The sequence below is a fragment of the Achromobacter sp. FW305-C-30-7 genome (genome assembly GCF_058783105.1).
In genome coordinates this window covers 463,355-489,321 of record NZ_JBYSYI010000004.1, presented here as the reverse complement: position 1 = coordinate 489,321, position 25,967 = coordinate 463,355, and the positions used below count along the sequence as shown (strand labels likewise).

General features: G+C 66.9%; 26 protein-coding genes and 1 pseudogene. 7 read left to right on the top strand and 20 right to left on the bottom strand.

Translation table 11 applies throughout. The features are described from left to right. Position 1: 1 nt before the first annotated feature. The 6 genes and pseudogenes from AC3WOB_RS16140 to AC3WOB_RS16115 form a co-directional block, all read right to left on the bottom strand. Positions 2 to 1,045 (bottom strand): alpha-ketoacid dehydrogenase subunit beta, encoded by a 1,044-nt coding sequence (locus AC3WOB_RS16140; protein ID WP_088140004.1) that lies wholly within the window; start codon positions 1,043 to 1,045, stop codon positions 2 to 4. A 2-nt stretch (positions 1,046 to 1,047) separates the two neighbouring features. After that, positions 1,048 to 2,280, bottom strand: coding sequence for a 3-methyl-2-oxobutanoate dehydrogenase (2-methylpropanoyl-transferring) subunit alpha (locus tag AC3WOB_RS16135; RefSeq protein ID WP_013393267.1), 1,233 nt, complete (start codon positions 2,278 to 2,280; stop codon positions 1,048 to 1,050). A gap of 172 nt (positions 2,281 to 2,452) precedes the next feature. Beyond that, a complete protein-coding gene (locus AC3WOB_RS16130) occupies positions 2,453 to 4,417 on the bottom strand; it encodes a TonB-dependent siderophore receptor (RefSeq protein ID WP_492275672.1) in 1,965 nt (654 codons plus the stop codon). A 126-nt stretch (positions 4,418 to 4,543) separates the two neighbouring features. Further along, positions 4,544 to 4,852 (bottom strand): annotated as a pseudogene (locus tag AC3WOB_RS16125) (STN domain-containing protein); the annotation flags it as partial. Between the two features lie 61 nt (positions 4,853 to 4,913). Then, a complete protein-coding gene (locus AC3WOB_RS16120; RefSeq protein ID WP_492275590.1) occupies positions 4,914 to 5,885 on the bottom strand; it encodes a FecR domain-containing protein in 972 nt (323 codons plus the stop codon). Continuing rightward, entirely contained in the window at positions 5,882 to 6,394 is a 513-nt protein-coding gene (locus AC3WOB_RS16115; protein ID WP_492275589.1) for a sigma-70 family RNA polymerase sigma factor, read from the bottom strand. The genes AC3WOB_RS16120 and AC3WOB_RS16115 overlap by 4 nt, the downstream gene beginning before the upstream one ends. Positions 6,395 to 6,549: 155 nt before the next feature. On the opposite strand from AC3WOB_RS16115, the gene AC3WOB_RS16110 reads away from it, so the two are divergent. Further along, positions 6,550 to 6,876: a hypothetical protein gene (locus AC3WOB_RS16110; RefSeq protein ID WP_492275588.1), complete on the top strand. Its 327-nt coding sequence runs from the start codon at positions 6,550 to 6,552 to the stop codon at positions 6,874 to 6,876. 67 nt (positions 6,877 to 6,943) lie between these two features. Here the strand turns inward: AC3WOB_RS16110 and AC3WOB_RS16105 are convergent, their stop codons facing one another. The 6 genes from AC3WOB_RS16105 to cadR all read right to left on the bottom strand — a co-directional run bounded on the left by AC3WOB_RS16105 (position 6,944) and on the right by cadR (position 12,236). Further along, positions 6,944 to 7,537: a nitroreductase family protein gene (locus AC3WOB_RS16105; protein ID WP_041653427.1), complete on the bottom strand. Its 594-nt coding sequence runs from the start codon at positions 7,535 to 7,537 to the stop codon at positions 6,944 to 6,946. Positions 7,538 to 7,623: 86 nt separating this feature from the next. Further along, a complete protein-coding gene (locus AC3WOB_RS16100) occupies positions 7,624 to 8,607 on the bottom strand; it encodes a Bug family tripartite tricarboxylate transporter substrate binding protein (RefSeq protein WP_492275587.1) in 984 nt (327 codons plus the stop codon). 176 nt (positions 8,608 to 8,783) lie between these two features. Continuing rightward, positions 8,784 to 9,599, bottom strand: coding sequence for an enoyl-CoA hydratase (locus AC3WOB_RS16095; RefSeq protein WP_492275586.1), 816 nt, complete (start codon positions 9,597 to 9,599; stop codon positions 8,784 to 8,786). Next, on the bottom strand, positions 9,596 to 10,342 hold the full coding sequence (locus AC3WOB_RS16090; RefSeq protein WP_492275585.1) for a FadR/GntR family transcriptional regulator: 747 nt from the start codon (positions 10,340 to 10,342) through the stop codon (positions 9,596 to 9,598). The genes AC3WOB_RS16095 and AC3WOB_RS16090 overlap by 4 nt, the downstream gene beginning before the upstream one ends. A gap of 79 nt (positions 10,343 to 10,421) precedes the next feature. Continuing rightward, on the bottom strand, positions 10,422 to 11,603 hold the full coding sequence (locus AC3WOB_RS16085) for a CaiB/BaiF CoA transferase family protein (protein WP_492275584.1): 1,182 nt from the start codon (positions 11,601 to 11,603) through the stop codon (positions 10,422 to 10,424). A 198-nt stretch (positions 11,604 to 11,801) separates the two neighbouring features. Beyond that, positions 11,802 to 12,236, bottom strand: coding sequence for a Cd(II)/Pb(II)-responsive transcriptional regulator (gene cadR / locus AC3WOB_RS16080; RefSeq protein ID WP_013393260.1), 435 nt, complete (start codon positions 12,234 to 12,236; stop codon positions 11,802 to 11,804). A 100-nt stretch (positions 12,237 to 12,336) separates the two neighbouring features. On the opposite strand from cadR, the gene AC3WOB_RS16075 reads away from it, so the two are divergent. Beyond that, positions 12,337 to 14,793, top strand: a complete 2,457-nt coding sequence (locus tag AC3WOB_RS16075) for a heavy metal translocating P-type ATPase (protein ID WP_492275583.1) — start codon at positions 12,337 to 12,339, stop codon at positions 14,791 to 14,793. A gap of 63 nt (positions 14,794 to 14,856) precedes the next feature. Here the strand turns inward: AC3WOB_RS16075 and speG are convergent, their stop codons facing one another. Beyond that, the gene (speG, locus tag AC3WOB_RS16070; RefSeq protein ID WP_013393257.1) at positions 14,857 to 15,441 is read right to left on the bottom strand and encodes a spermidine N1-acetyltransferase; all 585 of its coding nucleotides are present in this window, start codon (positions 15,439 to 15,441) and stop codon (positions 14,857 to 14,859) included. Between the two features lie 57 nt (positions 15,442 to 15,498). After that, entirely contained in the window at positions 15,499 to 16,413 is a 915-nt protein-coding gene (locus AC3WOB_RS16065; protein ID WP_013393256.1) for a LysR family transcriptional regulator, read from the bottom strand. A gap of 193 nt (positions 16,414 to 16,606) precedes the next feature. Between AC3WOB_RS16065 and AC3WOB_RS16060 the strand changes: the two genes are divergently transcribed. From AC3WOB_RS16060 to AC3WOB_RS16050, 3 genes are all read left to right on the top strand, one after another. Further along, the gene (locus tag AC3WOB_RS16060) at positions 16,607 to 17,908 is read left to right on the top strand and encodes an MFS transporter (RefSeq protein ID WP_492275582.1); all 1,302 of its coding nucleotides are present in this window, start codon (positions 16,607 to 16,609) and stop codon (positions 17,906 to 17,908) included. A 23-nt stretch (positions 17,909 to 17,931) separates the two neighbouring features. Then, positions 17,932 to 19,425: a M81 family metallopeptidase gene (locus AC3WOB_RS16055; protein WP_492275581.1), complete on the top strand. Its 1,494-nt coding sequence runs from the start codon at positions 17,932 to 17,934 to the stop codon at positions 19,423 to 19,425. A 65-nt stretch (positions 19,426 to 19,490) separates the two neighbouring features. Beyond that, positions 19,491 to 20,012: a 2'-5' RNA ligase family protein gene (locus AC3WOB_RS16050; RefSeq protein WP_492275580.1), complete on the top strand. Its 522-nt coding sequence runs from the start codon at positions 19,491 to 19,493 to the stop codon at positions 20,010 to 20,012. 33 nt (positions 20,013 to 20,045) lie between these two features. Here AC3WOB_RS16050 and AC3WOB_RS16045 read toward each other — a convergent pair whose 3' ends face one another. Both AC3WOB_RS16045 and AC3WOB_RS16040 read right to left on the bottom strand, forming a co-directional pair. Beyond that, positions 20,046 to 20,750: a riboflavin synthase subunit alpha gene (locus tag AC3WOB_RS16045; RefSeq protein WP_492275579.1), complete on the bottom strand. Its 705-nt coding sequence runs from the start codon at positions 20,748 to 20,750 to the stop codon at positions 20,046 to 20,048. Between the two features lie 91 nt (positions 20,751 to 20,841). Further along, positions 20,842 to 22,278, bottom strand: a complete 1,437-nt coding sequence (locus tag AC3WOB_RS16040; protein WP_492275671.1) for an aldehyde dehydrogenase family protein — start codon at positions 22,276 to 22,278, stop codon at positions 20,842 to 20,844. Positions 22,279 to 22,528: 250 nt separating this feature from the next. On the opposite strand from AC3WOB_RS16040, the gene AC3WOB_RS16035 reads away from it, so the two are divergent. Then, positions 22,529 to 23,332 carry a FadR/GntR family transcriptional regulator gene (locus tag AC3WOB_RS16035; RefSeq protein WP_013393250.1) on the top strand — a complete coding sequence of 268 codons (804 nt, stop codon included), beginning with the start codon at positions 22,529 to 22,531 and terminating at the stop codon, positions 23,330 to 23,332. Positions 23,333 to 23,350: 18 nt separating this feature from the next. Further along, on the top strand, positions 23,351 to 24,136 hold the full coding sequence (locus AC3WOB_RS16030; RefSeq protein WP_492275578.1) for a 3-oxoacyl-ACP reductase: 786 nt from the start codon (positions 23,351 to 23,353) through the stop codon (positions 24,134 to 24,136). 49 nt (positions 24,137 to 24,185) lie between these two features. Here AC3WOB_RS16030 and AC3WOB_RS16025 read toward each other — a convergent pair whose 3' ends face one another. The 4 genes from AC3WOB_RS16025 to AC3WOB_RS16010 all read right to left on the bottom strand — a co-directional run bounded on the left by AC3WOB_RS16025 (position 24,186) and on the right by AC3WOB_RS16010 (position 25,879). Further along, positions 24,186 to 24,404 carry a hypothetical protein gene (locus tag AC3WOB_RS16025; RefSeq protein WP_013393248.1) on the bottom strand — a complete coding sequence of 73 codons (219 nt, stop codon included), beginning with the start codon at positions 24,402 to 24,404 and terminating at the stop codon, positions 24,186 to 24,188. Between the two features lie 17 nt (positions 24,405 to 24,421). Beyond that, positions 24,422 to 24,667 (bottom strand): hypothetical protein, encoded by a 246-nt coding sequence (locus AC3WOB_RS16020; RefSeq protein WP_492275577.1) that lies wholly within the window; start codon positions 24,665 to 24,667, stop codon positions 24,422 to 24,424. A 324-nt stretch (positions 24,668 to 24,991) separates the two neighbouring features. After that, entirely contained in the window at positions 24,992 to 25,240 is a 249-nt protein-coding gene (locus AC3WOB_RS16015; protein WP_332013814.1) for a DUF4880 domain-containing protein, read from the bottom strand. Between the two features lie 117 nt (positions 25,241 to 25,357). After that, positions 25,358 to 25,879: a sigma-70 family RNA polymerase sigma factor gene (locus AC3WOB_RS16010; RefSeq protein ID WP_492275576.1), complete on the bottom strand. Its 522-nt coding sequence runs from the start codon at positions 25,877 to 25,879 to the stop codon at positions 25,358 to 25,360. Positions 25,880 to 25,967: the final 88 nt, after the last annotated feature.

Here is a 25,967-nt window from a genome sequence, read left to right as displayed (position 1 = left end):
CTCAACCCTCCATCGCGCGCTTGAACGCTTCGCCAACCCGGCGCGGGCCGGGGAAGTACGCCCATTCCTGCGCGTGGGGATACGGCGTATCCCAGCCGGTCACGCGCTCCACGGGCGCCTCCAGATGATGGAAGCAGTGTTCCTGCACCAGCGAAATCAGCTCGGCGCCAAAGCCGCAGGTGCGCGTGGCTTCGTGCACCACCACGCAGCGGCCGGTCTTCTTGACCGAGTTGACGATGGCGTCCAGGTCCAGCGGCCACAGGCTGCGCAGGTCGATGACCTCGGCGTCGATGCCGGTTTCCTCGGCGGCCGTCAGCGACACGTGCACGGTGGTGCCGTAGGTCAGCACGGTCAGCGCGTTGCCGGGCCGCACGATGGCGGCCGTGTCCAGCGGCACGGTGTAGTAGCCGGTGGGCACCACACTGCCCGGACGTCCGGTCCAGGGCGTGACGGGCCGGTCGTGGTGGCCGTCGAACGGACCGTTGTAGAGCCGCTTGGGCTCCAGGAAGATGACCGGATCGTCGTTCTCGATGGCCGCTATCAGCAGGCCCTTGGCGTCATAGGGATTGGACGGCATCACGGTGCGCAGCCCGCAGACCTGCGTGAACATGGCTTCGGGGCTCTGGCTGTGCGTCTGTCCGCCGTAAATGCCACCGCCGCAAGGCATGCGGATGGTCATGGGCGCGACGAACTCGTTGACCGAGCGGTAGCGCAGGCGCGCGGCCTCGGACACGATCTGGTCCGAAGCCGGATAGAAATAGTCGGCGAACTGGATCTCGCAGACCGGACGCAGGCCGTAGGCGCCCATGCCCACCGCCACGCCGACGATGCCGCCTTCGGAGATGGGCGTGTCGAACACGCGCGAGCTGCCGTACTTGGTCTGCAGGCCTTCGGTGCAGCGGAACACGCCGCCGAAATAGCCCACGTCCTGGCCGAACACCACGACATTGTTGTCGCGCTCCAGCATCACATCCATGGCCGAGCGCAAAGCCTGGATCATGGTCATCGGCGCAGAGGCCGGACCAGCGTTGTTATCGATAGCCATGATCAGACTCCGAGCTGCTGACGCTGCCGGCGCAGATGCTCCGGCATGTCCTTGTAGACGTCTTCAAAGATGCTGGCGGCGCTGGGGACGTGACCGTCCACCAGGGTGCCGTAGCTTTCCGCTTCCTTCTGCGCCGCCAGGATCTCGGCGTCGAGCTCGGCCTTGACGGCTTCGTGCTCTTCGTCGGACCAGATGCCCAGCAGGATCAGGTGCTTTTTGAAGCGCGCGATCGGATCGCCCAGCGGGAAGTGGCTCCAGTCGTCGCCGGGACGGTACTTGGAGGGATCGTCGGAGGTCGAGTGCGGGCCGGCGCGGTAGGTGACCCATTCGATCAGGGTCGGCCCCAGGTTGCGGCGGGCGCGTTCGGCGGCCCAGCTCGAGGCGGAATAGACCGCCAGGAAATCATTGCCGTCCACCCGCAGCGATGCGATGCCGCAGCCCACGCCGCGGCCCGCGAAGGTCGCGCCTTCGCCGCCGGCAATCGCCTGGAAGGTGGAGATGGCCCACTGGTTGTTGACCACGTTGAGGATGACCGGGGCGCGGTAGACGTGCGCGAAGGTCAGCGCGGTATGGAAGTCGGCCTCGGCGGTGGCGCCGTCGCCGATCCAGCCGGAGGCGATGCGGGTGTCGCCCTTGATGGCCGAGGCCATGCCCCAGCCCACCGCCTGGATGAACTGCGTGGCCAGGTTGCCCGAGATGCTGAAGAAGCCGCGTTCACGATCGGAGTACATGACCGGCAGCTGGCGGCCCTTGAGCGGATCGCGTTCGTTGGACATCAGCTGGCACATCATGGTGACCAGCGAGACGTCGCGCGCCAGCAGGATGCTTTGCTGGCGGTAGGTCGGAAAGCACATGTCGCCCTGTTCCAGCGCCATGGCGTGGGCCGTGCCGATGGCTTCTTCGCCCAGGCTCTGCATGTAGAAGGAGATCTTCTTCTTGCGCTGGGCGGTCAGCATGCGTGCATCGAAGAGGCGCGTCTTCAGCATGTTGCGCATGCCGGCGCGCAGCTGCTCGTGGCTCAGTTCCGGCGCCCAGGGCCCGACCGCGCTGCCGTCGTCGGCGATCACCCGGACCAGGCTGTAGGCCAGTCCGCCGGTATCGACCGCGGCAACATCAATGGGGGGTTTGGGCACATCGCCGGGCGGCGACAGGTGCAGATAGGAAAAGTCGGTCTTGCAACCCGGGCGGCCGGTAGGCTCCGGGACGTGCAACTTCAACGGCCCATATTGGCTCATGTATTGTCTCCACGCTTGATCGTGTCATGCGCATTCTTCTTACCAAGACACTGCCCAAGGGGGTGACCTCGGACATTGCCATCGTCGGCCCGTGCAAAGGGATGAACATGCAAGGCCGGGAGCCAGAGTAGCACAGGGCGCGGCCCCGAGACAGGGGCCGCGCCGGGCCGCGTTACCAGCGGTAGCTGAGGGCCGCGTAGAGCGTGCGCGGCTCGCCATAGCGGCAGCCCGTGGCGCCAGCGCACGACAGGTAGCCGCGGTTGAACAGGTTGCGCGCGTTCACGGTCAGCGACAGGCCGGCGAACTCGGGCGAGAGCGCGCCGAAGTCGTACGCCGCCATCGCGTCCACAAGAAACTGGCCAGGCACCTCGGCGGGATAGCCTGGCAAGTTGGTCGAACTGGCATAGCGCACGCCTGCGCCCAGCGTCAGCCCGGGCACGCCGGCCGCGGTCAGGTTGTAGTCGGCCCAGACCGCGGCGCTATGCAGCGGCACCAGCGTGGTGCGCTGGTCGACCAGTTCCGGCAAGGTGCTGCGGATGGTGCGCGCATCGGTGTAGGCATAGCTGGCGGTCAGATTCAGCGCCCCCAGCCGCGCCTTGGCCTCCAATTCCAGGCCGCGCGAGCGGGCCTTGCCGGTCTGCACCGAATAGGTCGGATCCACCGGGTCGGCGGTCAGGGCGTTGGTTTGCGTCAGGTCATAGATGGCGGCGCTATACAGCATGTCGCTGCCCGGCGGCTCGTAGCGCAGGCCCAGTTCGTACTGCTGCCCCTTGGTCGGCTTGAAGGCATTGCCCGTGCGGTCCATGCCCACCGTGGGCGCGAAAGACTGGCTCACGCTCACATAGGGTGCCAGGCCCGCCGGCGCCAGGTACACCAGGCCTACGCGCCCTGTGGTGGCGGTATCGCGCTGCCGCGTGGCGGCGCCGGTGGCATGGCTGCGCTGATCGGTATCGGTCCAGTCCTGGCGTCCGCCCAGCACCACCACCCACTGATCGCGGATCTTGATCTGATCCTGCAGATACAGCCCAATGCCGTCCGAACGCGTCACGAAGCCATTGTCGCGCGCGGTGTTCACCACCGGTACCGCGCCGTAGACGGGATGGTAGATGTCGCCCAACGGCGCCACCGTGCCGGAATGCCGGCTGGTGTCATAGTTGCTGCGGTAGTAGTCCAGGCCCGCCAGCATGGTGTGCTGCAGCCCGCCGCCCTCGAACTTGAACTCCAGTGAGGTATCGGCAGCGATGCCGTACGAACGCTCGGTCCGGCTGACGACGCCGCGTCGCAGCGTCACGCCGTTGGCCTGCAGGCCGCCGAACGACAGATAGTCCCACTTGCCGTCCGCGGTGAAATAGCGTGCGCTCTGGCGCAGCTTGACGCGCTCATTGAAGGCGTGCTCGAAGACGTAGCCCGCAGTGTATGTATCGGTGTCGTAGCGGTCGAAATCCGGCTCGCCGATGAACAGGTCGCGTGGGATCTGGCCGTTCAGCGTGTTGGCCGCCGGCATCGGCGGCGCGAAACGGGTGCGGATGCGCTGATAGCTGGCCAGCAAGGTCAACGAGGTCGCCGCGCTGGGCCGCCAGGTCAGGGCCGGCGCCAGGTAGGTACGATCGTCGGGCACGTGATCGACCCAATTATCGGCGTTGCGCGCCAGGCCGGTCAGGCGGTAGGACCAGGCGCCGTCTTCGGTCAGCGCGCCGGCGAAATCGCCGGACACCTGCCGGCGGCCATAGCTGCCGGTCTCCAGGTTCAGCTCCCGCAGGGCCTCGGTGGTCGGGCGCTTGCTGACGGCGTTGACCACCCCGCCCGGCGTGAGCTGGCCGTACAGCACCGAGGAGGCGCCGCGCAGCACCTCGACGCGTTCCAGCCCGTAGGGCTCCTGGCCGCCGTCGTAGACGTTGGATTGCAGCTTGAGCCCGTCGCGCAGCAGGCCGGAATTACCGGTGGCCACGTTGAAGCCGCGCAGCATCAGGTCGTCCACCATGCGGCTGAACGCCGGCGACTGGGTCGCCACGCCCGGCGTGTAGCCCAGCGCGTCGGCCAGGCTGCCGGCCTTGACGACGCGGATCTGGTCGCTGGTGACCACCGATACGGACTGCGGCGTCTCGATCAGCGGCGTGTCGGTCTTGGTGCCGGCCATATTGCGCAAGGCCACATAGCCGTCGACGTGGCCGGTGGGCGATTCGGCCGTACCGGTCACGCGCACCGGCTCCAGCATGGCCGCCGCTCCCGCCTGCGGCAGAGGCCGCGCACTGAAGGTGCCGTTGGCCGTGATCCGCAGTTCCAGCCCGCTGCCCGCCAGCGCCTGCCGCAGGGCCTGCTCGGCGGTATAGGTGCCGGCCACGGCCGGGGCCTGGCGGCCCGCCACCAGTGCGGGATCGACGGACACCGCACGGCCGCTCTGGCGCGCGATGCGGGTCAGGGTATCGCCCAGCGGCGCGGCCGGCAGGTCGTAGCGCAGCGCCGCCGGCGCGCCCGTCTGGGCGCGGGATTGAGCATGGAGGGAACCGGCCGGCACGGCCAGGGCGATGAGGAACGCGGCCGCCAGGCGCGGCGCGGTACGAACGGGGAACATGGAATCTCCTGCGGCAAGTGTGTGCTTCAGGAGGTATGTCCAGCGGGTCCGGCGCAAGCGATCATTTTTTTCCGAGTGCATCCGCGCGCAGATCGATGCTGACCAGCCAGCCCCCCAGCGCACGCACCGAGATCGGCAGCGTCTGCCGCAGCGACTCCAGCACCTGATCGGTGTCGTCCAGCGGAAAGGCGCCCAGCACCCGCAGCCGCGCGGCCTCGGGCGAGATGCGCAGAAAGCCGCGCCGGTAGGGGCGCAGCGCCGCCACCACCGCGCCCAGCGGCTGGTCACGCGCCACCAGCATGCCGTCCCGCCAGGCGGCGGCCTCGGCCAACGCGGCGTCCGGCGCGCCGATGCCGTGCGCGCCGAAATGGGCGCCCTCGCCCGCCGCCAGGACGCGCCGCTGGCCCGCAGCGCGCACCTCGACACTGTGTTCGATCACGCAGGCGATGCTGCCGCGCTCGTCGCGCGCCACGCTGAACACCGTGCCCAGGGCCTGCACCTCGCCATCGGGACTGGCGACGATGAACGGCCGCGCGGCATCGGCCGCCACCCGCACGTACACCGCGCCGGCGCGCAACCGCAACATGCGGGTGCGGCCGTCGAACTCCAGGTCCACCGCGGAACGTGCGTTCAGGGTCAACAGGCTGCCGTCCGGTAAGGCGTGTGTGCTGCGCTCTCCCGTGCCGGTATGCAGGTCGGCGGTCAACGTGCCCAATGGCGTCTGCCGGTCAACCAGAACCGCCAGGCCTCCCGCCGCCAGTGCCAGGCCCAAGGCGTTGCGCAAGGCCCGGCGCCGCGCGGGCGCGGTGGCCAGGGCCGCCCCGGCGGCCCGTGCCGGGATGCCGTCGGGCAAGGGCGCGAACGTGCTTTTCAAGGCCCCCGCGACCGTCTCCCAGGCGGCGGCATGGCGTGGATCGGCGCGCCGCCAGGCGTCGAAGCGGACCCGCTCGGCGTCACCGGCCACGCCCGATGACAGCACGACCATCCAATCGACCGCGGCCTCGAGATCCGCCGGCAGCGTCGGTCCGCTCATGCCGCCAGGCGCGCCGCCACGCACAGCGTGATGGCCTGTTTCATGCAGCGCCGGACGGTGATGGCCGACACGCCAAGGCGCTCGGCAATTTGCGGATACGTCAGTTCGTCCAACTGGCTCAGCAGGAACACCTGGCGTGCGCGCGCCGGGAGGCGCTGCAAAACGCGGTCGATCTGCACCAGAGCCTCGATCACCAGCGCGCGTTGCTCTTCACTGGGCGTGTGCGCCTGCGGCAGCAATTCAAGCGTGTCGAGATAGGCCCGCTCGAGTTCACGGCGGCGCCAAAAGGTGTACAGCGTGCGCTGGGCCAGCGTGGTCAGGAAGGCGCGCGGTTCCCGGATCGCTTCGGACTGGCGACCCGCCAGCACCCGTACGAAGGTGTCGTGCGCCAGGTCGGCCGCATCATGGCGGCAACCGAGCCGGCGGCGCAGCCATTCCAGCAACCATGGATGATGGGCCTCGTACAACTGGGCGGCGAAGGGCTGCATCGGCTGCGCGGGATGGGACATGGAAGAGAACGCGAAAGCGGGCCAATCAAAAATAAGAATTATTGTCATTTATTTCCGAAGGCGCAAGCGCGGCTTGCGATGGCGGGCCGGCGGCACCTGCCCGGGCGGGATACAGCGCACTCTATACTTGCTGCCTCGATTCCTTGGAAACCGACGTGCCTGGATTGACCGCCTCGAAATGGTTCAGCTGGACCGGCATGGTGTTCGCCGCGCTTTACCTCGCCATCGTCATCCTCTGCATCGCCGCCGCGCTCTCGGCCGACGGTGACGACAAAGGACGATTCGTATTGCTGCAATTGCCGCTGGCGCTGCAACTGGCGCTGCTGCATGAATTGAACCTGGACCGCCTGCTGGGCGACCTGTCCTGGGTCGGCGGCTACCTGCTGATCGGGCTGCCGACGCTGGCCCTCTTCTACTTCGCAGGCTGGGGCCTGGAGCAGCTCGTGCGCGCGGCGTTCCGGCCGATCGCGGGCCGGCGCTAGACAAGCGCCTCATGAAAAAAACCGGCCTATGGCCGGTTTTTCGTATGGAGCAGCGAGGCCCGCGGCCTCAAACGGGACCGGTCCACTCCGTGACGAACTCGCGGTAGTCCGGGCGGTTGGCGGGCGGCACGGCGCAAGCCGGCGTGCCTATCGCCAAAAAGCCCAGGAAACGGTAGTCCAGCGCGTCCAGGCCCAGCGCGTTCTGCACGTCTTCCACGTAGGTGCCGATGCCGGTGCTCCAGAACGCGCCGTAGCCCAGCATGTGCACGGCGTTCAGCAGGTTCATGGTGGCGGCGCCGGTGGCCAGCAGCTGTTCCTGTTCCGGGATCTTGGTGTTGTCGTGCGCGATCTTCTGCGCCACCGCCACGAACAGGGGCACGCCGGCCATCCACTCGCGCACGGACTTTTCCTTTTCCGGCGTCATGCGCGGATCGCCGCTGCGCTTGACGGCGTCCAGTGCCAGATCGGCCAGCTTGCCGATGGCCTCGCCCTGGATCACCACGAAGCGCCAGGGACGCAGGGCGCCATGGTCGGGCGCCGACATGGCCGCCTGCAGGATCTGTTCGAGTTCCTCGGGCTTGGGGGCCGGGGCGCGGAGGAACTTGAAGGAACGGCGCGTATTCAGGGCGTGCAGCGGGGTGGCGGTCTGGGTTGTGGTCATCGGATCTGGCGTCAATGAGAAAGAAACACAATTCATATTACGCCACTCCTCCGCGGCAGGCCGTCATCCCCCCGGACCGCCAGAGGTCATTCGATCTGGATGCCGACCTCTTTGATGACGCCCGCCCAGCGCGCCAACTCTCCATTGACGAACTGGCCCAGCTCGGCCGGGCTGCTGGCGCCGGGCGTCGCGCCCTCGCCCTTGAAGCGGGTCTGCAAGGCCGGCACGGCCAGCGAACGCGCCACCGCCTGGTTCAGCACTGCCACCACGGCGTCCGGCGTGCCCTTGGGCGCCATCAGCGCATTCCAGGTGTTGATCTCGTAGCCCTTGAACATGGGGTCCTCGGCCACCGTGGGCACGTCGGGCAGTTCCGCCGAACGGTCGCGCGTGGTGACGGCCAGGGCGCGCAGCGCGCCGGCGCGGACCTGCGGCAAGGCCGCGGGCAAGGTGGCGAAGCTGAACTGGGTTTCGCCGCTCATGACCGAGGAATTGGCCAACGATCCGCCGCGGTACGGCACGTGCTGGATCTGCACCTTGGCCTCCGAGGCGAACATGGCCCCGGCCACGTGCACCGGCGAGCCGTTGCCGCTGGAAGAATAGTTCAGGTCGCCCGGCTTCTCGCGCGCCAGCTTGACCAGGTCCGCCACCGACGCGACCTGGAGCTTGGGATTGGTGACCAACACCAACGGGATGGACGCGATCATGCTGACCGGCGTGAAGCCGCCCACCGGGTCATAGCCCAGCGACTTCTTGTACACGACGGGGTTGATGCCGTGGCTGGACACGGTGGCCATGAACAGGGTGTAGCCATCGGGCGCGGCCTGCTGCACGGAGGCCGCCGCGATGTTGCCGGCGGCGCCGGCCTTGTTCTCGATGATGACCGGCTGCTTGAGCTCCTTGCTCAACTGCTCGCCCAGCGCCCGCGCCAGGATGTCCGTGGTGCCGCCGGCGGCGTAACCCACCACGATGCGCACCGGCTGACTGGGATAGGCCCCCTGCGCATGCAGCGGCGCCGCGCACAGCCACACTGCCAGGCCCGCCAGGCCTGCCCTCAGATGAACCGCTTTCATGTCTGTCTCCTCGTCGCCGCGCTTGTTGCGCGGTCTATGGCCTGGCCGTCCCCGATGGGATCGGTGGCCGGGTTGATCCGGTCTGCGCGCGGATTCCGGACGCAAGCCTCCCCCGGCCGCGCCAGCGACGGCGCGGACCCGCAAGCCGCGTAGGGAATCCGGCCCGCGGCCGGAGATCAGGTGCCGGTGAACACCGGCGCTCTCTTTTCCGCGAACGCCTTGCGGCCTTCGCGGTAGTCATTGCTTTCGAAACACGCCAGCACCAGCCGGCGCATGCCTTCCACATCGACCTCCGGCCCCAGTTGCTGGAGCTGGCGGATCATCTTCTTGCCGGCGCGCAGCGTCAGCGGCGCGTTGGCCTGGATCTGGACCAGCATGGTCTCCAGCACCTGCGGCAATTCTTCCACCGGCGCCACCTTGCGGATCAGGCCCAGTTCCTTGGCCTGATGGGCGTCATAGCGCGCGGCGGTCAGGAATATCTCCAGCGCATTGGCCGGGCCGACCGCGGTCACCAAGTTGCGGATCGCGGTCAGGCGGTAGCCCAGGCCCAGCTTGCCGGCGGGGATCGCGAAACTGCTGTTGTCGGAAGCGATGCGGATGTCGCAGCACAGGGCGATGTTCAGGCCGCCGCCGATGCAATAGCCCTGGATGTAGGCGATCGTGGGTTTGTCATAGTCATACAGCGCCAGTTGCGCGGTTTCGGCGACGCGCTCGTATTCGACCACCGCGTCTTCGCCGCTGCGCAACGTATCGAACTGTGAAATGTTCGCGCCGCTGACAAAGGCCTTGCCGCCCGCGCCCTGCAGCACCACCGCCCGGATCTCCGGATCCTGGCGGAAGGCTTCCAGCACCACCGGCACCGCCTCCCACATGGCGAACGACACGGCGTTGTGCCGCTGCGGATCGTTGAAGGTCAGCCAGCCTATCGCGCCGCGCTTCTCGGCCACGATGTTGTCGGTAATGTCGCCCTGCAGGATGCGTTGGATGTTCACGGTTGCTTTCCTTGTATGACGGTCTGGTGCCGTTGGATGCCATTGGTCAGGTGGGCGCGCATGGCAAGGCGTGCGGCCTCGCTGTCGCCGGCCACGATGGCGTCGAAGATGCGGTGGTGTTCACGCTCGATTTCCGGCACGCGCTCGGTGCCGGCGCTGGTGTAGCGCAACGTGCGCACGGCGCCGCGGAACACGTGGCGCAGGTGCGCCAGCAGGCGCACGAAATAAGGGTTGTTGGTGGCCTCGCCCACGGCCATGTGGAAGTCCAGCGCATGGTCGGCGCCGGCCTGCCAATCGTTGCCTGCCGCGTCGACCCGTTGCAGGGCCTGGCGCAGGGTTTCGATCTGTTCGGAGGTGCGATGCAAGGCCGCCTGCGCCGCCGCTCCAGACTCCAGTTCCACGCGCAGCTGGAAGATGTGCGCCAGCGGCTCGGGCTGGAGCAGATCTTCGGGCGCGATCTCGAAGTTGCGCGTGCCCACGTCCTGCGCCACGAAGGAACCCACGCCGCGCCGCGTGTCGACATAGCCCGACAGCTTCAGCCGCGCGATCGCCTCGCGCACCACGTTGCGGCTGACGGCGAACATCTGCGCCAGCTCGAATTCCGTGGGTAGGCGCTGGCCTGGCTCGAATTCGCGCGCCACGATCTTCTGGCGGATCTGCGAGGCGATCTCGTCCGGCAGATTATCGGGACGTCCCAGGCTGGAAAAAACCTGGTCGGCGGCGGCGGTGGATGGTGCGTTCATGGGGGCTGTCTCCGTCTGGACCGCCGGATACGCTGGCGGCCTTGGCGGCGATTTTATGCTCGGTACCTGGACGGATCCCTTAAATGACGCCTTCGCGGGCCAGTTGCTGCAAATCGGCAGGCGCCAAACCCAGCATGCCGCCATAGACGTCGCCGTTGTGCTGGCCGCGTTCCGGCGCGGGCGCCATTTCTCCGGGCGCCGAACGGCTCAGGATCATGGGCTGCCCCACCACCGAAATCGGTCCCAACGACGGATGCCGGATCTCGCGGCTCAGCCCCAGATGCTGCACCTGCGGATCCTGGAAGGTCTGGTCCATGCCCAGGATCGGGCCGCAAGGCACGCCCTCCTTGTTCATCAGCGCTATCCATTCGGCGGTGCGCCGGGTGGCAGTGCGCGCGCCGATGGCCGCGTTCAGCGCCGGGCGGTTGCGCGCCCGCAGCGGCACGGTCAGGAAACGCTCGTCCTCGATCAGTTCCGGTAGTTCCAGCACGCGGCACAGTCGCGCGTAGATGTCGTTGCCCATGGCCGCGATATTCATATAGCCGTCGCTGGTGGGGAACACGCCGGTCGGGCTGCTGGTGGGATGGTCGTTGCCGCTCTGACCCGGCACCTCGCCGTTCATCAGCCAGCGCATCGCCTGGAAATCCATCATCCAGACCTGAGATTGCAGCAGCGAGGTCTGCACCCACTGCCCCTGCCCCGAGACCTCGCGCTCCAGCAGTGCGATGAAGATGCCGATGGCGCAGAACAGGCCGGAGGTCAGGTCCGCCACCGGAATGCCGGCCCGCATCGGGCCGCGGCCAGGCTCCCCGGTCACCGACATCAGCCCGCCTATGCCCTGCGCGATCTGGTCCAGTCCCGGCCGCCCCGCGTAGGGACCATCCTGGCCGAAGCCGGAGACGCTGGCGTAGACGATGCGCGGATTCACCTGGCGCAGCGTCTCGTAGTCGATGCCCAGCTTGAACTTGACGTTGGGCCGGTAGTTTTCCACCACCACGTCGGCCTGGCGCACCAGGTCCAGGAACAGCGCCCGGCCCTGCGGATGCTTCAGGTTCAGCGTGACGCTGCGCTTGTTGCGGTGGGTGTTCTGGTAGTCGGCGAACTGGGCCGAGCCGCCCGGTTTGTCGTCCTGCTCGTCGCTCGGCTCCTCGATCTTGATGACGGTGGCGCCCCAGTCCGCGAACTGGCGCACGGCGGCGGGACCCGAGCGCACTCGCGTCAGGTCCAGGACGGTGAATCGGCCCAAGGGCTTGGAGTCCATGCTTGTCTGCCTCTCTGTTCGGCGCTGCTGGTCGAGGACCGCGGCTGCCTTGTCTTTATTTGTTGGATGTTGGACATCTTACATGCTGATGTGGGACGCAACAAGACACCGCCGCACATTTTTCGCGGCGGGTTTTCCCTGGAGTTGTTTACGCGGGCCTCTATCGCCCGCGGTCGTAACCGCCCCGACCGGTGGCGGTCAGCCTAGGTGCGTATGGCGTTCCTGGCGCTCTTCGACCTGCATTTCGCTCAGGCCATGCAGGATGCCGCAGTCTTCCGCATCGGGCCGGGCCGACAGGCAGCGCTGGCGCAGTTCGGTGAGCTGGGTCTTGAGCTGACTCAGTTCGGCGATGCGCTCGTCCACGTGGGAGATGTGCTCGTCGAACAACTCATTGATAGGGCCGCAACCGCTCTGATGGTTGTCCGCCAGCGACAGGATGGCGCGGATCTCGTCCTGCGTCATGTCCAGCGCACGGCAGTTGCGGATCAGGCGCAACCGTTCCAGGTGCGGCTGGCCATAGCTGCGGTAGTTGTTCAGTCCCCTTTCCGGGGCCGGCAACAGCCCTTCTTTCTCGTAATACCTGACGGTCTCGACCGTGGTTCCGGCCGCCGTGGCCAATTCGCCGATACGCATCGCTGCCTCCCGGATCGCATCCGATTGATATAGGGGGTTGACCCTATAGTAACTCCAAGGTGTGGAATAGCGTCACCAGCTTATTTCAAGGCAGAGGACGATGTCTTTACCTCCGGTCAAAAAACACGAACATAGGCCCACCGGCCAAGGCGACGGCTGCTGCGCGCACGATGAACACGATGCTCCCGCCCGGAACGCCCGGGCTGCTGCCGGACATGAACATGCCGGACACGACCACACGGGCCACGGTCACGCGGATCACAGCCACGCGGGCCATGATCACAGCCACGACCGCGCCGGCCATGATCACGCGCACGATCACAAACATGACCACAGCCACAAGCACGATCACGGTGGCGACGCCTGCTGCGGCCATGGCGACGGCCAGCCCTTCAGCGTCTCGGGCGCCGGCGCAGCCGCGCTCAGCGCCGGCCCGGGCCAGTCGCTGGCGCGCCTGCGCATCGGCCAGATGGACTGCCCCACCGAGGAAACGCTGATCCGCAAGAAGCTGGACAACATGGCCGACGTGCATGCGCTGGACTTCAACCTGATGCAGCGCGTGCTGACGGTGGTGCACGCCGAAGGCGCGCTGGACCGCGTCATGGCCGCCATCAAGTCGCTGGACATGACGCCGGAACCCCTGGCCGACAACGCGCCCGGCACGCCCGCCCCCGCCGCCAAGCCCGTGAACTGGTGGATGATCGGCGGCGCGGGTGTCCTGGCCGCGCTGTCCGAACTGTCGCATTTCGCCGGCTGGCCGCTGGGCGTCACCGCGGCCCTGGCCGTGGCCGCCATCCTGGCCTGCGGCATCACCACCTACCGCAAGGGCTGGATCGCCGTGCGCAACGGCAACCTCAACATCAATGCCCTGATGAGCATCGCCGTCACCGGCGCCGTGCTGATCGGCCAATGGCCCGAAGCAGCCATGGTGATGTTCCTGTTCAATGTGGCTGAACTGATCGAAGCCCGCTCCCTGGACCGGGCGCGCAACGCGATCCGCGGCCTGCTGGATCTGGCGCCGGAAACCGCCACCGTGCGCCAGGCCAATGGCGAATGGCTGGAAGTGCCTGCCGCCAGGCTGCAGGTAGGCGACATCGTGCGGGTACGCCCGGGCGAACGCATTGCGGCCGACGGCATCATCGTCAGCGGCAGCTCGGCCGTGGACCAGTCGCCCATCACCGGCGAAAGCCTGCCCGTCGAAAAAGCGCAGGATGATCCGGTCTACGCCGCCACCGTCAACGCAGCCGGCTCCTTCGAATACCGCGTCACCGCGGCGGCCGGCAACACCACGCTGGCGCGCATCATCCACGCCGTCGAACAGGCGCAAGGCGCGCGCGCGCCGACTCAGCGCTTCATCGACCGCTTCTCGCGCATCTATACGCCGGCCGTGGTGGGCATCGCGGTGCTGGTGGCGGTGCTGCCGCCGCTGCTGTGGGACCAGCCCTGGTTCGACGCGATCTACCGCGCCCTGGCGCTGCTGATCATCGCCTGCCCTTGCGCGCTAGTCATCTCCACGCCAGTCAGCATCGTCAGCGGCCTGACCGCAGCCTCGCGCCGCGGCATCCTGGTCAAGGGCGGCGTGTACCTCGAAGAAGGCCGCAACCTGAAATGGCTGGCGCTGGACAAGACCGGCACGCTGACCCACGGCAAGCCGGTGCAGACTGACATCCAGGATTGGGACCTGTCCGACCAGAGCCGCCAGCCTGCAACGCTGGTCGCGGCCAGCCTGGCGGCACGCTCCGACCACCCGGTGTCCTTGGCCGTAGCCAACGCCGCGCGCGAAGCCGGCACGGTCCTGCTGGACGTCCAGGACTTCACCGCCCTGCCGGGCCGCGGCGTCAGCGCGACCTTGGAGGGCGTCACCTTCCAGCTGGGCAACCGCCGCCTGATGCGCGAACTGGGCGTCTCCAGCCCCAAGCTGGAAGCCCGTCTGGATGAACTGGAACGCCAAGGCAAGAGCGCCATCGCGTTGACCGACGGCAACCGCGTGCTGGCCGTGGCCGCCGTGGCCGACACGGTCAAGCCGACCAGCGCCGCCGCCATCGCCGACCTGCACGCCCTGGGCGTGCGCACGCTGATGCTGACCGGCGACAACACGCCCACGGCGCAGGCCATCGCGCAGCAGGTCGGCATCGACGAAGCCCGCGGCGACCAATTGCCCGAAGACAAGCTGGCCGCCATCGAAAGCAAGCTGGCGTCGGGCGGCCGCGTCGGCATGGTGGGCGACGGCATCAACGACGCCCCCGCCCTGGCCCGCGCCGACATCGGCTTCGCCATGGGCGCGGCCGGCACTGGCACCGCCATCGAAACGGCCGACGTGGCCCTGATGGACGACGACCTGCGCAAGATCGGCACTTTCCTGCGCCTGTCCCACGCCACGCATCGCGTGCTGGTGCAGAACATCGTGCTGGCGCTGGGCATCAAGGCCGTGTTCCTGGCCCTGGCCATGACCGGCAACGCCACGCTGTGGATGGCGGTGTTCGCCGACGTGGGCGCCAGCCTGCTGGTGGTGGCGAACGGCCTGCGGCTGTTGCGGGCGGCGCCAGCCGCCCATTGACCCTGGGGACAGTCTGGCTCCCCGGCGGCACATGCTGAGCATGGCCGCCGGCGCAGGCGGGTTCTAGCCCGCCTGCTCTTCCTGCGGCCAGTCGCGCAACACCGGCGCATCCGGCGCGCCGGGACCGACATCGCGCAGATGGTCGTGCTGCAGCAGCGCCATGCGGTAGGCATCGCGGTAGCCGCCGTTGGAGAAGAACTCTTCCTTCAGCAGCCCTTCGATCTGGAAGCCGCAGCGCTCGTAGATGTGCACGGCGGCGGTATTGTCCTTGTCCACCACCAGATAGACCTTGTGCAGGTTCAGCACGCGGAAGGCGTAGCCCACCGCGATACGCGTCGCCGCCTTGGCGTAGCCCCGGCCCTGATAGCTGGGCGCGATGATGATCTGGAATTCGGCGCGGCGGTGGATGTAATCGATTTCCACCAGCTCGACCAGGCCGGCGGGTTGCCCGGTGTCGTGCTCGATGATGAAGCGCCGCTCGTTCTGGTCGTGCAAGTGGCGGTCATACAGGGCAACCAGTTCGTCGTAGGCCTCGTAGGGCTCTTCGAACCAATAACGCATGATGACGTCGTTATTGTTGATCTTGTGCACGAAGTGCAGGTCGCCACGCTCCAGGGGGCGTATTTTGATATCGGTTGTGACCGACATGGTGATACCTCCGAAAGTGCGCCCATTGTAAGCGGACGTGGCCCGACGCGCTGGCGCTCAGCCGCCCGAGAACGCCGGCAGGCGTTGTTCTATGCGGCGCATGACCTCGTTGGCGGCGGACGACAGCGGCCGCCCCAGGCGCAAGAGCGCCTGGCATTCGGGCGCGCTCAGGATGGGATGGGCGATGGGTATCGCGACCAGTTCGCCGCTGGCCAGTTCATGGTGCACGCCCAGGTTGGGCATCAAGGTTACGCCCGCCCCCGTCATCGCGTACTGCTTCAGCACGCGTAGCGAGTTGGTGGTAAGGCTGGGCGTCAGATGGATGCGCTCGGTGAATTCCAGCAGGTCCACCGCCTGGCGCAGCCCATAGGGCGCGGACATCAGCGCGAACGGGTACGGCAGGATGTCGGCGATGGTCAGCGGCCCGCGCCTTGCGGCCAGCGCGTGGCCGCGGCCCGCCAGCAGGCAGACTGGATGCTTGCGGCTGGCGCGGCAGCGCAGCCGCGGATCCACGGGCGGGTTGTAGGCCAGCCCGATGTGGGCCGCATCCGAGGCCACCGCCTCGACCACTTCATTCACGGATCCCACGTTGACGCTGATGTTGATCTGCGGATACTCGATGCAGAAAGGCCCGACCACATGTTCCATCAGGCCGTCGATGAAGCCTTCGCTGATCATCAGCTGCACGTTGCCGCGCTGCATGCCGCGCAATTCCTGCAGGCGCGCGTTCAGGTGTTCCTGCTGCGCGCGGCAGCCGCGGTGGTACTCCAGCAGCATGTCGGCGGCCTCGGTGGGCGTCAGCCCGCGCGAGCGCCGCTCGAACAGCTGCACGCCCAGTTCCTTTTCCAGCAGCTGGATCTGCCGGCTGATGACGGAGGCCGCCGTATCCAGCTTGTCGGCCGCCCCGCGGATCGAGCCGCAGGCCATGACCTCGTTGAAGTACTTCAGGCGGACCTGGCTGATTTCCTGCATATCCCGCGTTCCTGGGGCGCTTGGGCGCGCCGGTTGAAGTTGATTCGAGTGTTGCCCATAGGGCAACGATAATTTATCACCCCGGTCATTGTTCGGAACGCCGCAGTCTTCCAATATGGCGGCCCGGAAACCACGAGGATTCCGGCCCAACCCCAGCCAGCACGGGCGCCAGACCCGCGCGAGGAGACATGCAATGCCCCATCCGACCACGCCGGGCGCGGACCCGCGCCTGGCCCCCCTGTACCGCAAGATCACGTGGCGCCTGCTGCCCTTCTTGCTGCTCTGTTACGTCTTTGCCTACCTGGACCGCATCAACATCGGCTTCGCCAAGCTGCAGATGCAGCAGGACATCGGCATCTCGGACGCCGTCTACGGCCTGGGCGCCGGCATCTTCTTCCTGGGCTATGTCCTGTTCGAAGTGCCCAGCAACCTGCTGCTGACCCGCATCGGCGCGCGCCGCACGATCAGCCGCATCATGGTGCTGTGGGGCCTGACCTCGGCCTCGATGCTGTTCGTGCAGGGCGAATGGAGCTTCTACATCCTGCGCTTCATGCTGGGCGTGTTCGAAGCCGGCTTCGCGCCCGGCATGATCTTCTACCTGACCTATTGGTACTCGCAGTCGCGCATGGCCGGCGTCATGGCGGTGGTGATGCTGGCCGGCCCCATCGGCGGCATCGTCGGCGGCCCGGTATCGGCCTGGATCATGACCGCGTTCTCGGGCGCGCACGGCCTGGACGGCTGGCAATGGATGTTCCTGCTGGAAGGCCTGCCCTGCGTGCTGCTGGGCGTGGTGGCCTACCGCTACCTGGACGACAAGCCGGCCGAGGCCAAGTGGCTCAGCGCCGAGGAAAAGGCGCTGCTGGCCGCTGACCTAGAAACCCGCGGCGCGCAGCAGAAGCACGCCTTCAAGCAGGTGCTGCGCGACCCGGCCATCTATGGCATGGCCCTGACGTACTTCTGCCTGATCTGCGGCATCTATGCCGTGAGCTTCTGGCTGCCCACGCTGCTCAAGCTGGCCGGCGTGCAGGACACCATGGAAATCGGCCTGTATTCGGCCATTCCCTACATCGCCGCGGCCGCCTTCATGCTGTGGTTCGCGCGCAGCTCGGACCGCATGCAGGAACGGCGCTGGCACACCCTGATTCCCGCTCTGCTGGCCGGCGTATCGCTGTGCGTGGCCACCGCCGCCCCCACGCAATTTGCGCTATCCCTGACGGCCATCACGCTGGCCACGGGCTTCATGTGGGCCTCTTACACGGTATTCTGGGCGATTCCTTCGCAGTACCTCAAGGGCGAAGCGGCGGCCGGCGGCATCGCGCTCATCAACAGCATCGGACTGCTCGGCGGCTTCCTCAGCCCGTCCATCATCGGCTGGTCCAAGCAGGCCACCGGCACGCTGGCTGGCGGCCTGTACGTGATTTCCGCCTTGCTGGTGGCTGGCGCCCTGCTTCTGCTGGTGAACCGTCCGCCCCGTCCCGCGCCCGCCCGCGCCTGAAGTCCGACCCATAGGAAACGATCATGCATATTCTGGTTGCTGGCTTCCAGCACGAAACCAACACCTTCGCGCCCTCGCTCGCCGCCTATGACAACTTCGTGCGCGGCGAAGGCTTCCCGGCCATGGTGCGCGGCAAGGACATGCTGGCGCTGCGCGAGGTCAACATTCCCGCCGGCGGCTTCATCAACGCGGTGCTGGCCCAGGGCCACACGGTGGAAACCGTGATCTGGGCGGGCGCCAGCCCCTCGGCTCACGTCACGCGGGACGCCTATGAACGGATTGCTGGCGAAATCCTGGAGGCCGCCCGCAACGGCAGCTACGACGCGATCTACCTCGACCTGCACGGCGCCATGGTCGCCGAGCATCTGGACGATGGCGAAGGCGAACTGCTGGCGCGCCTGCGCCAGATCGTCGGCCCCGGCGTGCCGGTGATCGCCAGCCTGGACCTGCACGCCAACGTCACCGCGCAGATGCTGCAGGAAGCCGACGGCCTGGCCGCGTTCCGCACCTACCCGCACGTGGACATGGCGGACACCGGCGTGCACGCGGCGCGCCTGCTGCAGGCCCGCATCGCGGCTGGCGACAACTGGAGCCGCAGCCAGCGGCGCCTGCCCTTCCTGATTCCGATCAACGGCATGTGCACGATGCTGCAGCCGTCCAAGGGCGTGTACGAACTGCTGGAAAGCCTGGAGCAGACGCCGGGCGTGGCCTCCATCTCGTTCGCGCCCGGCTTTCCGGCGGCTGATTTCCCCGAGTGCGGTCCGGTGGTCTGGGCCTACGGCACCGACGCAGCGGCGGTCGAACGCGTGACCGAATCCCTGTATCAGCGCGTGCTGGAACTGGAACCGCAATGGTCGCCCGACTTCCTCGAACCGTCCGAGGCCGTGCGCCGCGCGCAAGCCCTGGCGGCGGGCGCATCGCGTCCCGTGGTCATCGCGGATACGCAGGACAACCCGGGCGCGGGCGGCGATGCCAACACCACCGGCATGCTGCGCGCGCTGGTGGAAGCCGATGCGCAGAACGCCGCGCTAGGGTTGTTCTGCGACCCCGAAGCCGTACGCCTGGCCACAGCGGCCGGAATCGGCAGCAAGGTCCGCCTCAGCCTGGGCGGCCAATCCGGCGTGGCCGGCGACTCGGCCTTCGAAGGCGAGTTCCTGGTCGAAACCCTGTCGCCCGGCAAGCTGCGCTTTGACGGGCCGATGATGAACGGCATGGACGTGGACCTGGAGGCGGTGGCCGGACTGCGGATCGGCGGCGTGCGGGTGGTGGTCAGCGCCACCAAGTCGCAAATGCTGGACCGCAATCTGTTCCGCGTGGGCGGCGTGCAGCCCGAGGAAATGGCGATACTGGTGGTGAAGAGTTCCGTGCATTTCCGCGCGGACTTCCAGCCCATCGCCCACGAGGTGCTGGTGGCCAAGGCGCCCGGCCCCATGCAGGCCGATCCGGCCGACCTGCCCTGGACCCGGCTGCAGCCGGGCATCCGCGTGCGTCCGCAAGGCAAGCCGTTCTCCTACTGAGCGCCCGCCCCCCGCCGCGCGCCGGCGGGGTTTGCTTTCACACAGCGCAGTGGCAGACTGGCGGCATGAAGAAGCTCTTTACGCTCGCCTACCCCCGCCTCGGCGCGCCGGACTCCGGGTTCATCGAGGAGTTCCGGCGCCAGCATGACGGCCAACACCCGCTGGTGAAGGCGCACTTCACCATGGCGTTCGGCTGCGCCGGCATCGATGAACAGGCCTACCAGCTGCACCTCGAAGAGGTCGCCCGCCTGCACGGCCCGATAGACTTCGTCTGCCGCTACGCCATGCTGGGCGCGGACGCGGCGCATGCGTATGTGCACCTGGTCCCCGACGAAGGCCACAGCCAGCTGGCGCGCCTGCACGACGCCTTGTACCGCCAGGTGCTGGCGCCGACCTTGCGCCTGGATATCCCCTATGTCCCGCACATCACCCTGGGGGCGTCCACCAACCGCGCGCTGATGAAATCCCTGTGCGACGAACTGAACCGCAACGGACTCGACATCCGCGGCTCGATCGACAGGTTGACGATGGCGGTCCTGGAAAACGGCGTGATCACCGACCTGACGTCGGCGCGCCTTTCCGGCTGAAGGGCGGGACCGCACCCGCCCCTGCGCGACGGACTACTTCAGCTTGGCCTGCGGGCTGACGAAGTCCTCCAGCGTCAGGCCCTTTTCCTTCAGGATGGCTTCCAGCAACGGCTGCAGCTTGCCCAGGCTTTCCTGCACGGTTTCGCGCACGGTATCGACCACCACCTGGGTGCTGCGCTCGATCTCGATGTTGACGAAATCACCCACCTGCTTGTCCTCGAACACGGTCATGCGGCGGGTTTCCGGAATCAGCCAGACCTCGAACCAGCCTTCGGCGCGATTGACTTCCGATACGGTCAGGCTGGCGCCATTGATGGCGATATAGCCCTTGGCGAAGACATACTTGCGGAAAGCCTCGGGGATGCTGAAGCGCATCAGACGGTTGGTGTCGGACGACTTCACCATCACGACTTCAGAGGTGAAATCCACGTGTCCGGACAAGGGATGGCCGCCGATCTCGGCGCCATCCTTGGCAGCCCGCTCGACGTTGGCGCGGCCGCCCTCGTGGTAGCTGCCCAGCGTGGTGATGGCCAGGCTTTGCAGCATGACGTCGAAGGTGGCCTGGTTCTCGGACAGGATTTCCGTGACGGTCAGGCAGACGCCATCCGTCGACACGCTGGCGCCGATGGCCAGGTCCTCGCAAAAACCAGGGGGGAAATCCAGCGTGAACGTGCGCAGGCCTTCGCGATCCGCGATCTTGGCGATCTTCGCGGTGCCTTGAACAATACCGGTGAACATACGGATCCTGAATGCGGGGCGGCGCGCCCCTGAAGCAAAACATCAACGTTAACCGATATTTTGCCAGGGCCGCGCCGCCCGCAAGCCGGGATCAGTGGCGGATGGCGATCGTCTTCAGGGTGGTGAAGCCGTACAGCGCTTCAAAGCCCTTCTCGCGGCCATAGCCCGATTGGCGCGAACCGCCGAAGGGCAGTTCCACGCCGCCGCCGGCGCCGTAGTTATTGATGAACACCTGGCCGGCGCGCAGCTTGCGCGCCAGGCGCAACTGGCGGCCGCCGTCGCGGGTCCAGACGCCGGCCACCAGGCCATACAGCGTGCCGTTGGCGATTGCCAGCGCCTCTTCCTCGGTGTCGAACACCATGGCGGCCAGCACCGGGCCGAAGACTTCTTCCTGCGCCAGGCGGCTGTTGGGCGGCACGTCGCGGAACAGCACCGGCGGCTGGTAAAAGCCAGCCTCGGGCGTGCCTTCCTTCAGCTGGCCGCGGGCGGCGACCTTCATGCCTTCGGCCTCGGCTTCGGCCAGGAAGCCGCGCACGCGGTCCTGCTGGCGCGCGTTGATCAGCGGCCCCACGTCCAGGTCGGCTGCGGCCGGCCCGGTAACGGTGGCCGAAAACGCGTCCGACAGGCGCTTGAGCACGGTCTCGTACACGCCGCGCTGGATCAGCACGCGGCTGCCGGCCGAGCAGGTCTGGCCCGCGTTCTGGATGATGGCGGCCAGCAGCACCGGCATGGCGGCGTCCAGGTCGGCATCGTCGAACACGATCTGGGGCGACTTGCCGCCCAGTTCCAGTGTGACCGGCACGTGGTTTTCGGCGGCGGCATGCGCCACCATCTTGCCCGTCTGCGGCGAACCGGTGAACGAAATATGGTCGATGCCGGGATGGGCGGACAGCGCCGCGCCGGCCTCGTGGCCATAGCCCGTGCAAATATTCAGCGCGCCGGCAGGCAGGCCGACTTCAGCGGCGATTTCCGCCAGCTTCAGCAGCGACAGGCAGGCATCCTCCGCGGGCTTGACCACGCAGGCATTGCCGGCGGCCAGGGCCGCGCCCACGCTGCGGCCGAAGATCTGCATCGGATAGTTCCACGGCACGATGTGGCCGGTGACGCCATGCGCCTCGCGCACCGTCAGCACGGTGAAACCCGGGGTGTAGGGAATGGTCTCGCCGTGCAGCTTGTCGACGGCGCCGGCGTAGAACTCGAAATAGCGCGCCACGGCGGCGGCGTCGGCGCGCGCCTGCTTGATGGGCTTGCCGGTGTCAGCCGATTCCAGCTGCGCCAGCTCTTCCTGGCGGTCCAGCAGCGCGAAGGCAATGCGCATCAAAAGGCGGCTGCGCGCGGCGGGCGCCATCTGGCCCCACTCGCCTTCAAAAGCCTCGCGCGCCGCGGTCACGGCGCGGTTCACGTCCTCGGCGGTCGAACGCGCGATTGCCTCGAAAGGCGCGCCATCGGACGGGTTCAGGACGGGAATGGTTGCGCCGGTGGCAGCTTCCACCCATTGGTTGGCGATAAAGTTCTTCTGAGTCACGATGTGCGGAGTAAAGTAGCGGCCGGACGGCCGGTTGCGGGAAATTGGCGTCGCGCGCGAGTCGCGTTCTGGCTTCGAGCCAAGGTACGGGAGCGGCTCGTAACTTGTCAATTGAATTGACAGCTTTTGTCCCAAGGGTCAGGATATTTTCTGTTCACCTGGGGTAATCCCTAATAATTCAGTGGCTTAACGCCACCCCGGATTTGTCACGGCGACTGACAAGCCCGGGTATATAGATAGAGCAGGAGCGCCCATGAGCAATGTCCGTGATCCGCAGCTTGAATCGCTGCTGGAAGCCGTGAACCGCCCTCGCCCCGAACTGGACGTGCTGGCGGAAGTGGCCTCGGGCCTGGGCTATGTGCGCGCCGAACGCTTTGCCGAGCGCGTCTACGAAAGCCTGTTCTATGCCATCGCCACCGGCAAGATCGCGCCCGGCAGCAAGCTGCCCACGGAGCTGGAGCTGGCCGCCCTGTTCGAAGTCTCGCGGCCAGTCGTGCGCCAGGCGCTGGACCGGCTGCGCGAGGACCAACTGGTGGATTCCATCCGCGGCTCGGGCAGTTATGTGCGCGCCAAGCCCGACCTGATGGGCGGCATGCCCGCAGTGGACCCCGCAAGGCGCGTCGGCCACATCCTGGAAGGCCTGGAGCTGCGCATGGTGATCGAACCCGAATGCGCCTACCTGGCCGCCCTGCGCCGCACCGACGAAGACCTGCGCGACATGGACCGCATGCTGACCGGCTACGAAGAAGCCGACGCCTCCGGCGCCATCGCCCACCACCACGACTACGGATTCCACCGCGCCATTGCCGCAGCCACCAGCAACCAGCGCTTCGTGCAGGTGTTGAAATCGCTAGAGTACGACGTCAGCCATGCCGTGAACGTCATGCGCCACCTGGTCCACAGCCAGCCCTGGAAGCGCACCCGCGCCGCCATCGAGGAACACCGCCACATCTACCGGCTGATCCAGGAACAGGACGCCGAAGGCGCGCGCAACGTCATGCGCGCCCATATCGAAAAAGCCCGCAGCCGCATGCTCAACAGCGGCTCGGAACACTGAGCAGGAAGCCTTAACTACATGTCATCGCAACAACGCCCGTCCCTGGACCTGAACCAGCAACTCGTCATCGTCACCGGCGCCAGCCGCGGCCTGGGCGCCGCCATTGCGCGCGCTTTCCTGCGCGAAGGCGCCAAGGTCGTCGTCAATTATCTGAACAGCGCCGAGCGCGCGCAGGCCCTGGCCGCCAGCGCGCCGGACCGCGCCCTCGCGGTGCAGGCCGACGTGCGCGACCCGGCCGCCGTCGCGGCCATGTTCGCGCAAGCCAGCGCGCATTTCGGCCAGCCCGTGGCCACGGTCGTCAACAACGCCCTGCCCGCCTTCCAGTTCAATGGCGATGCCCGCCCGCAAGCCGGCGCGCTCGACTGGGCGCAGATGAACGCGCAGCTGGAAGGCAGCGTGCGCGCCGCGCTCAACACCACCCAGGCGGCCCTGCCCGGCATGCGCGCCGCAGGCGGCGGACGCATCATCAACGTGGGTACCAACCTGGTCCAGAACCCGGTAGTGCCATACCACGACTACACTGCGGCGAAAGCCGCGCTGCTGGCCTTCACCCGCACTTTGTCGCACGAGCTCGGCGCCGACGGCATCACCGTCAACATGGTTTCGGGCGGCTTGCTGCGCACCACCGACGCCTCGGCGGCCACGCCGGACGCGGTCTTCGACATGATTGCCGCCGGCACGCCGCTGCGCGAGGTCACCACGCCTGAGCAATTCGCCGACGCCGTGCTGTTCTTCGCCAGCCCCTGGTCGCGCGCAGTGACGGGGCAGAACCTGATCGTCGACGGTGGACTGGTGAAGGGCTGAGCGATGAAGCGCCTGGCCGGCGCTACATCTTTCTGCTTGGCGCGCGGCGCTATGCCTGCAGGCGCCTGGCGCTGATTTCGACGGCCGCGAACTTGATGCCCTTGAGCGCGGCGTCCTCGGTCACGAAGGCGGAATCACCCACGCCGATCCGCGTCCATGCGCGGCCTGGCGCCGTGCGCACCCAGGCCTCGTAGCCCTGCTGCGCGGCAAGCGGCCTGAGTTCGTATTCGAGTTGGTGGCCGTTGAGCCTGATCACTCCGGTTCTCATGGTTTTCTCCCCGCGCCTCAGCACCGGCCTGCGATGGCGCAGGCACGCATCACGCTGCGTCCCGGCCCCATCTTGGGCGTTCCCTGAAAGTCCTGCGCCCGCACCACTTCCGCAACGCGCCGCCCATCCGCCATCCATTGGCGCGCGACGCTGACGATGTCGGTGAACTCGGGTTGCGGTCCGTCCAGCAGCCAACCCACGATGGGAACGCTGGGAATGCCGGCCGCGCCAGGAGAAATCTGATCCAAATCAAGGGGCTTCATACTCCTCTCCGTTCAGGGAACTGTAGGGAGCGTAGACGCGCGGTCAAATCTCAGGGATTAGAAAACCGCAAAAAATAGAACATTTTGTATATCTACCGCTCGCAACCGGGACGGATCATCCCCGGCAGGCCGCAGCGAGCGCCATGGAAATAAACATTCACACATAAACTATCTGGATGACGCCGCGTGCCGCCGTCCCTGACGTTTCTCCCACCAGATCACCAAGCCAGTACTCGACAGCATGGCCACCGCCGCGGGAAGGAGGCGCAAGCGCCGTAGCGCGGCATCGCTTCAAGGGAGAGGCAGTGGGAAAAGGCCTGCGGGCTAGACCGGGCCGTCGCGCTCCGCGGAGCCTGGGATGTCAATATCGCTGACGGGAGGAACCAGGCCGGCCATCGACCACAGGCGGCCAGCCTTGTCGTAGGCTTGGCGATGGGCGGCATCGGCGGCAAGCCATTGGGCCAGGTCCGTTTTGGCTCTTGCGTCGAAGGTCTCGCGCTCGTGCAGGCGCAACACCCAGGACCAGGCGATATCCCAAACCGGATCCTGATTTGGAATCACGTCATCGCGCATCGGCTACCTCGTATAGCTGGAAGACCAGGTGGCGCTATCGTATAGCAAAAAATTTAAGCAATAGCTTTCGCGACCGCCCCCTTCGCGCTCAACGACGTCAGCCTGATGGCCGCGCCGTCACACCGCCAACAAATCCCGGCAGCAAGCGACGGCTTGGGTCGCGTCGCGGAGCATGAAGTTCACAAGCGTGGCCGAGCAGCCCATTTGCCGAGCGACCTCCCGCTGCGTCAAGCCGCCCAACCTGTAGAGTTCGAAAGCGCGCCGCGTCCTGGTTGGCAAGGTGCCGAGGATCTGGTCGATGGCATCGATCACCTGGCGTTCCTGAAAGCGCCGGTCCGGCACGCAGCCGCCGGCCACCTGAGGCAATTCCCCGTCGTCCGTGTAGATGCGGTATGTCGATTCGACGGCCTGGCGACGGCAATGGTCCAGCGCCAGATTGCGGACCACCTGGCAGCAGTAGCTATAGGGCTTGCTGACATCGCGCGCGCACGATCCTTCCATGAGTTTCAAATAGGCGTCTTGAGTCACTTCGTCCGCGATTTCTGGAGTGCCGACGATTCTTTGCGCGATACGGCGGAGTTGCGCCCGATGGGCAATAAAAACGTCTCCAAGCCCCGCTCCCTGCGTACCCATGGACATCGAAGTGCCTCCGCATACAGATTGATGGTGACGTGTAAAAGCAAAATATCGAGAAAAATAAACATCAACGAAAAAGCCCCTGTCCATC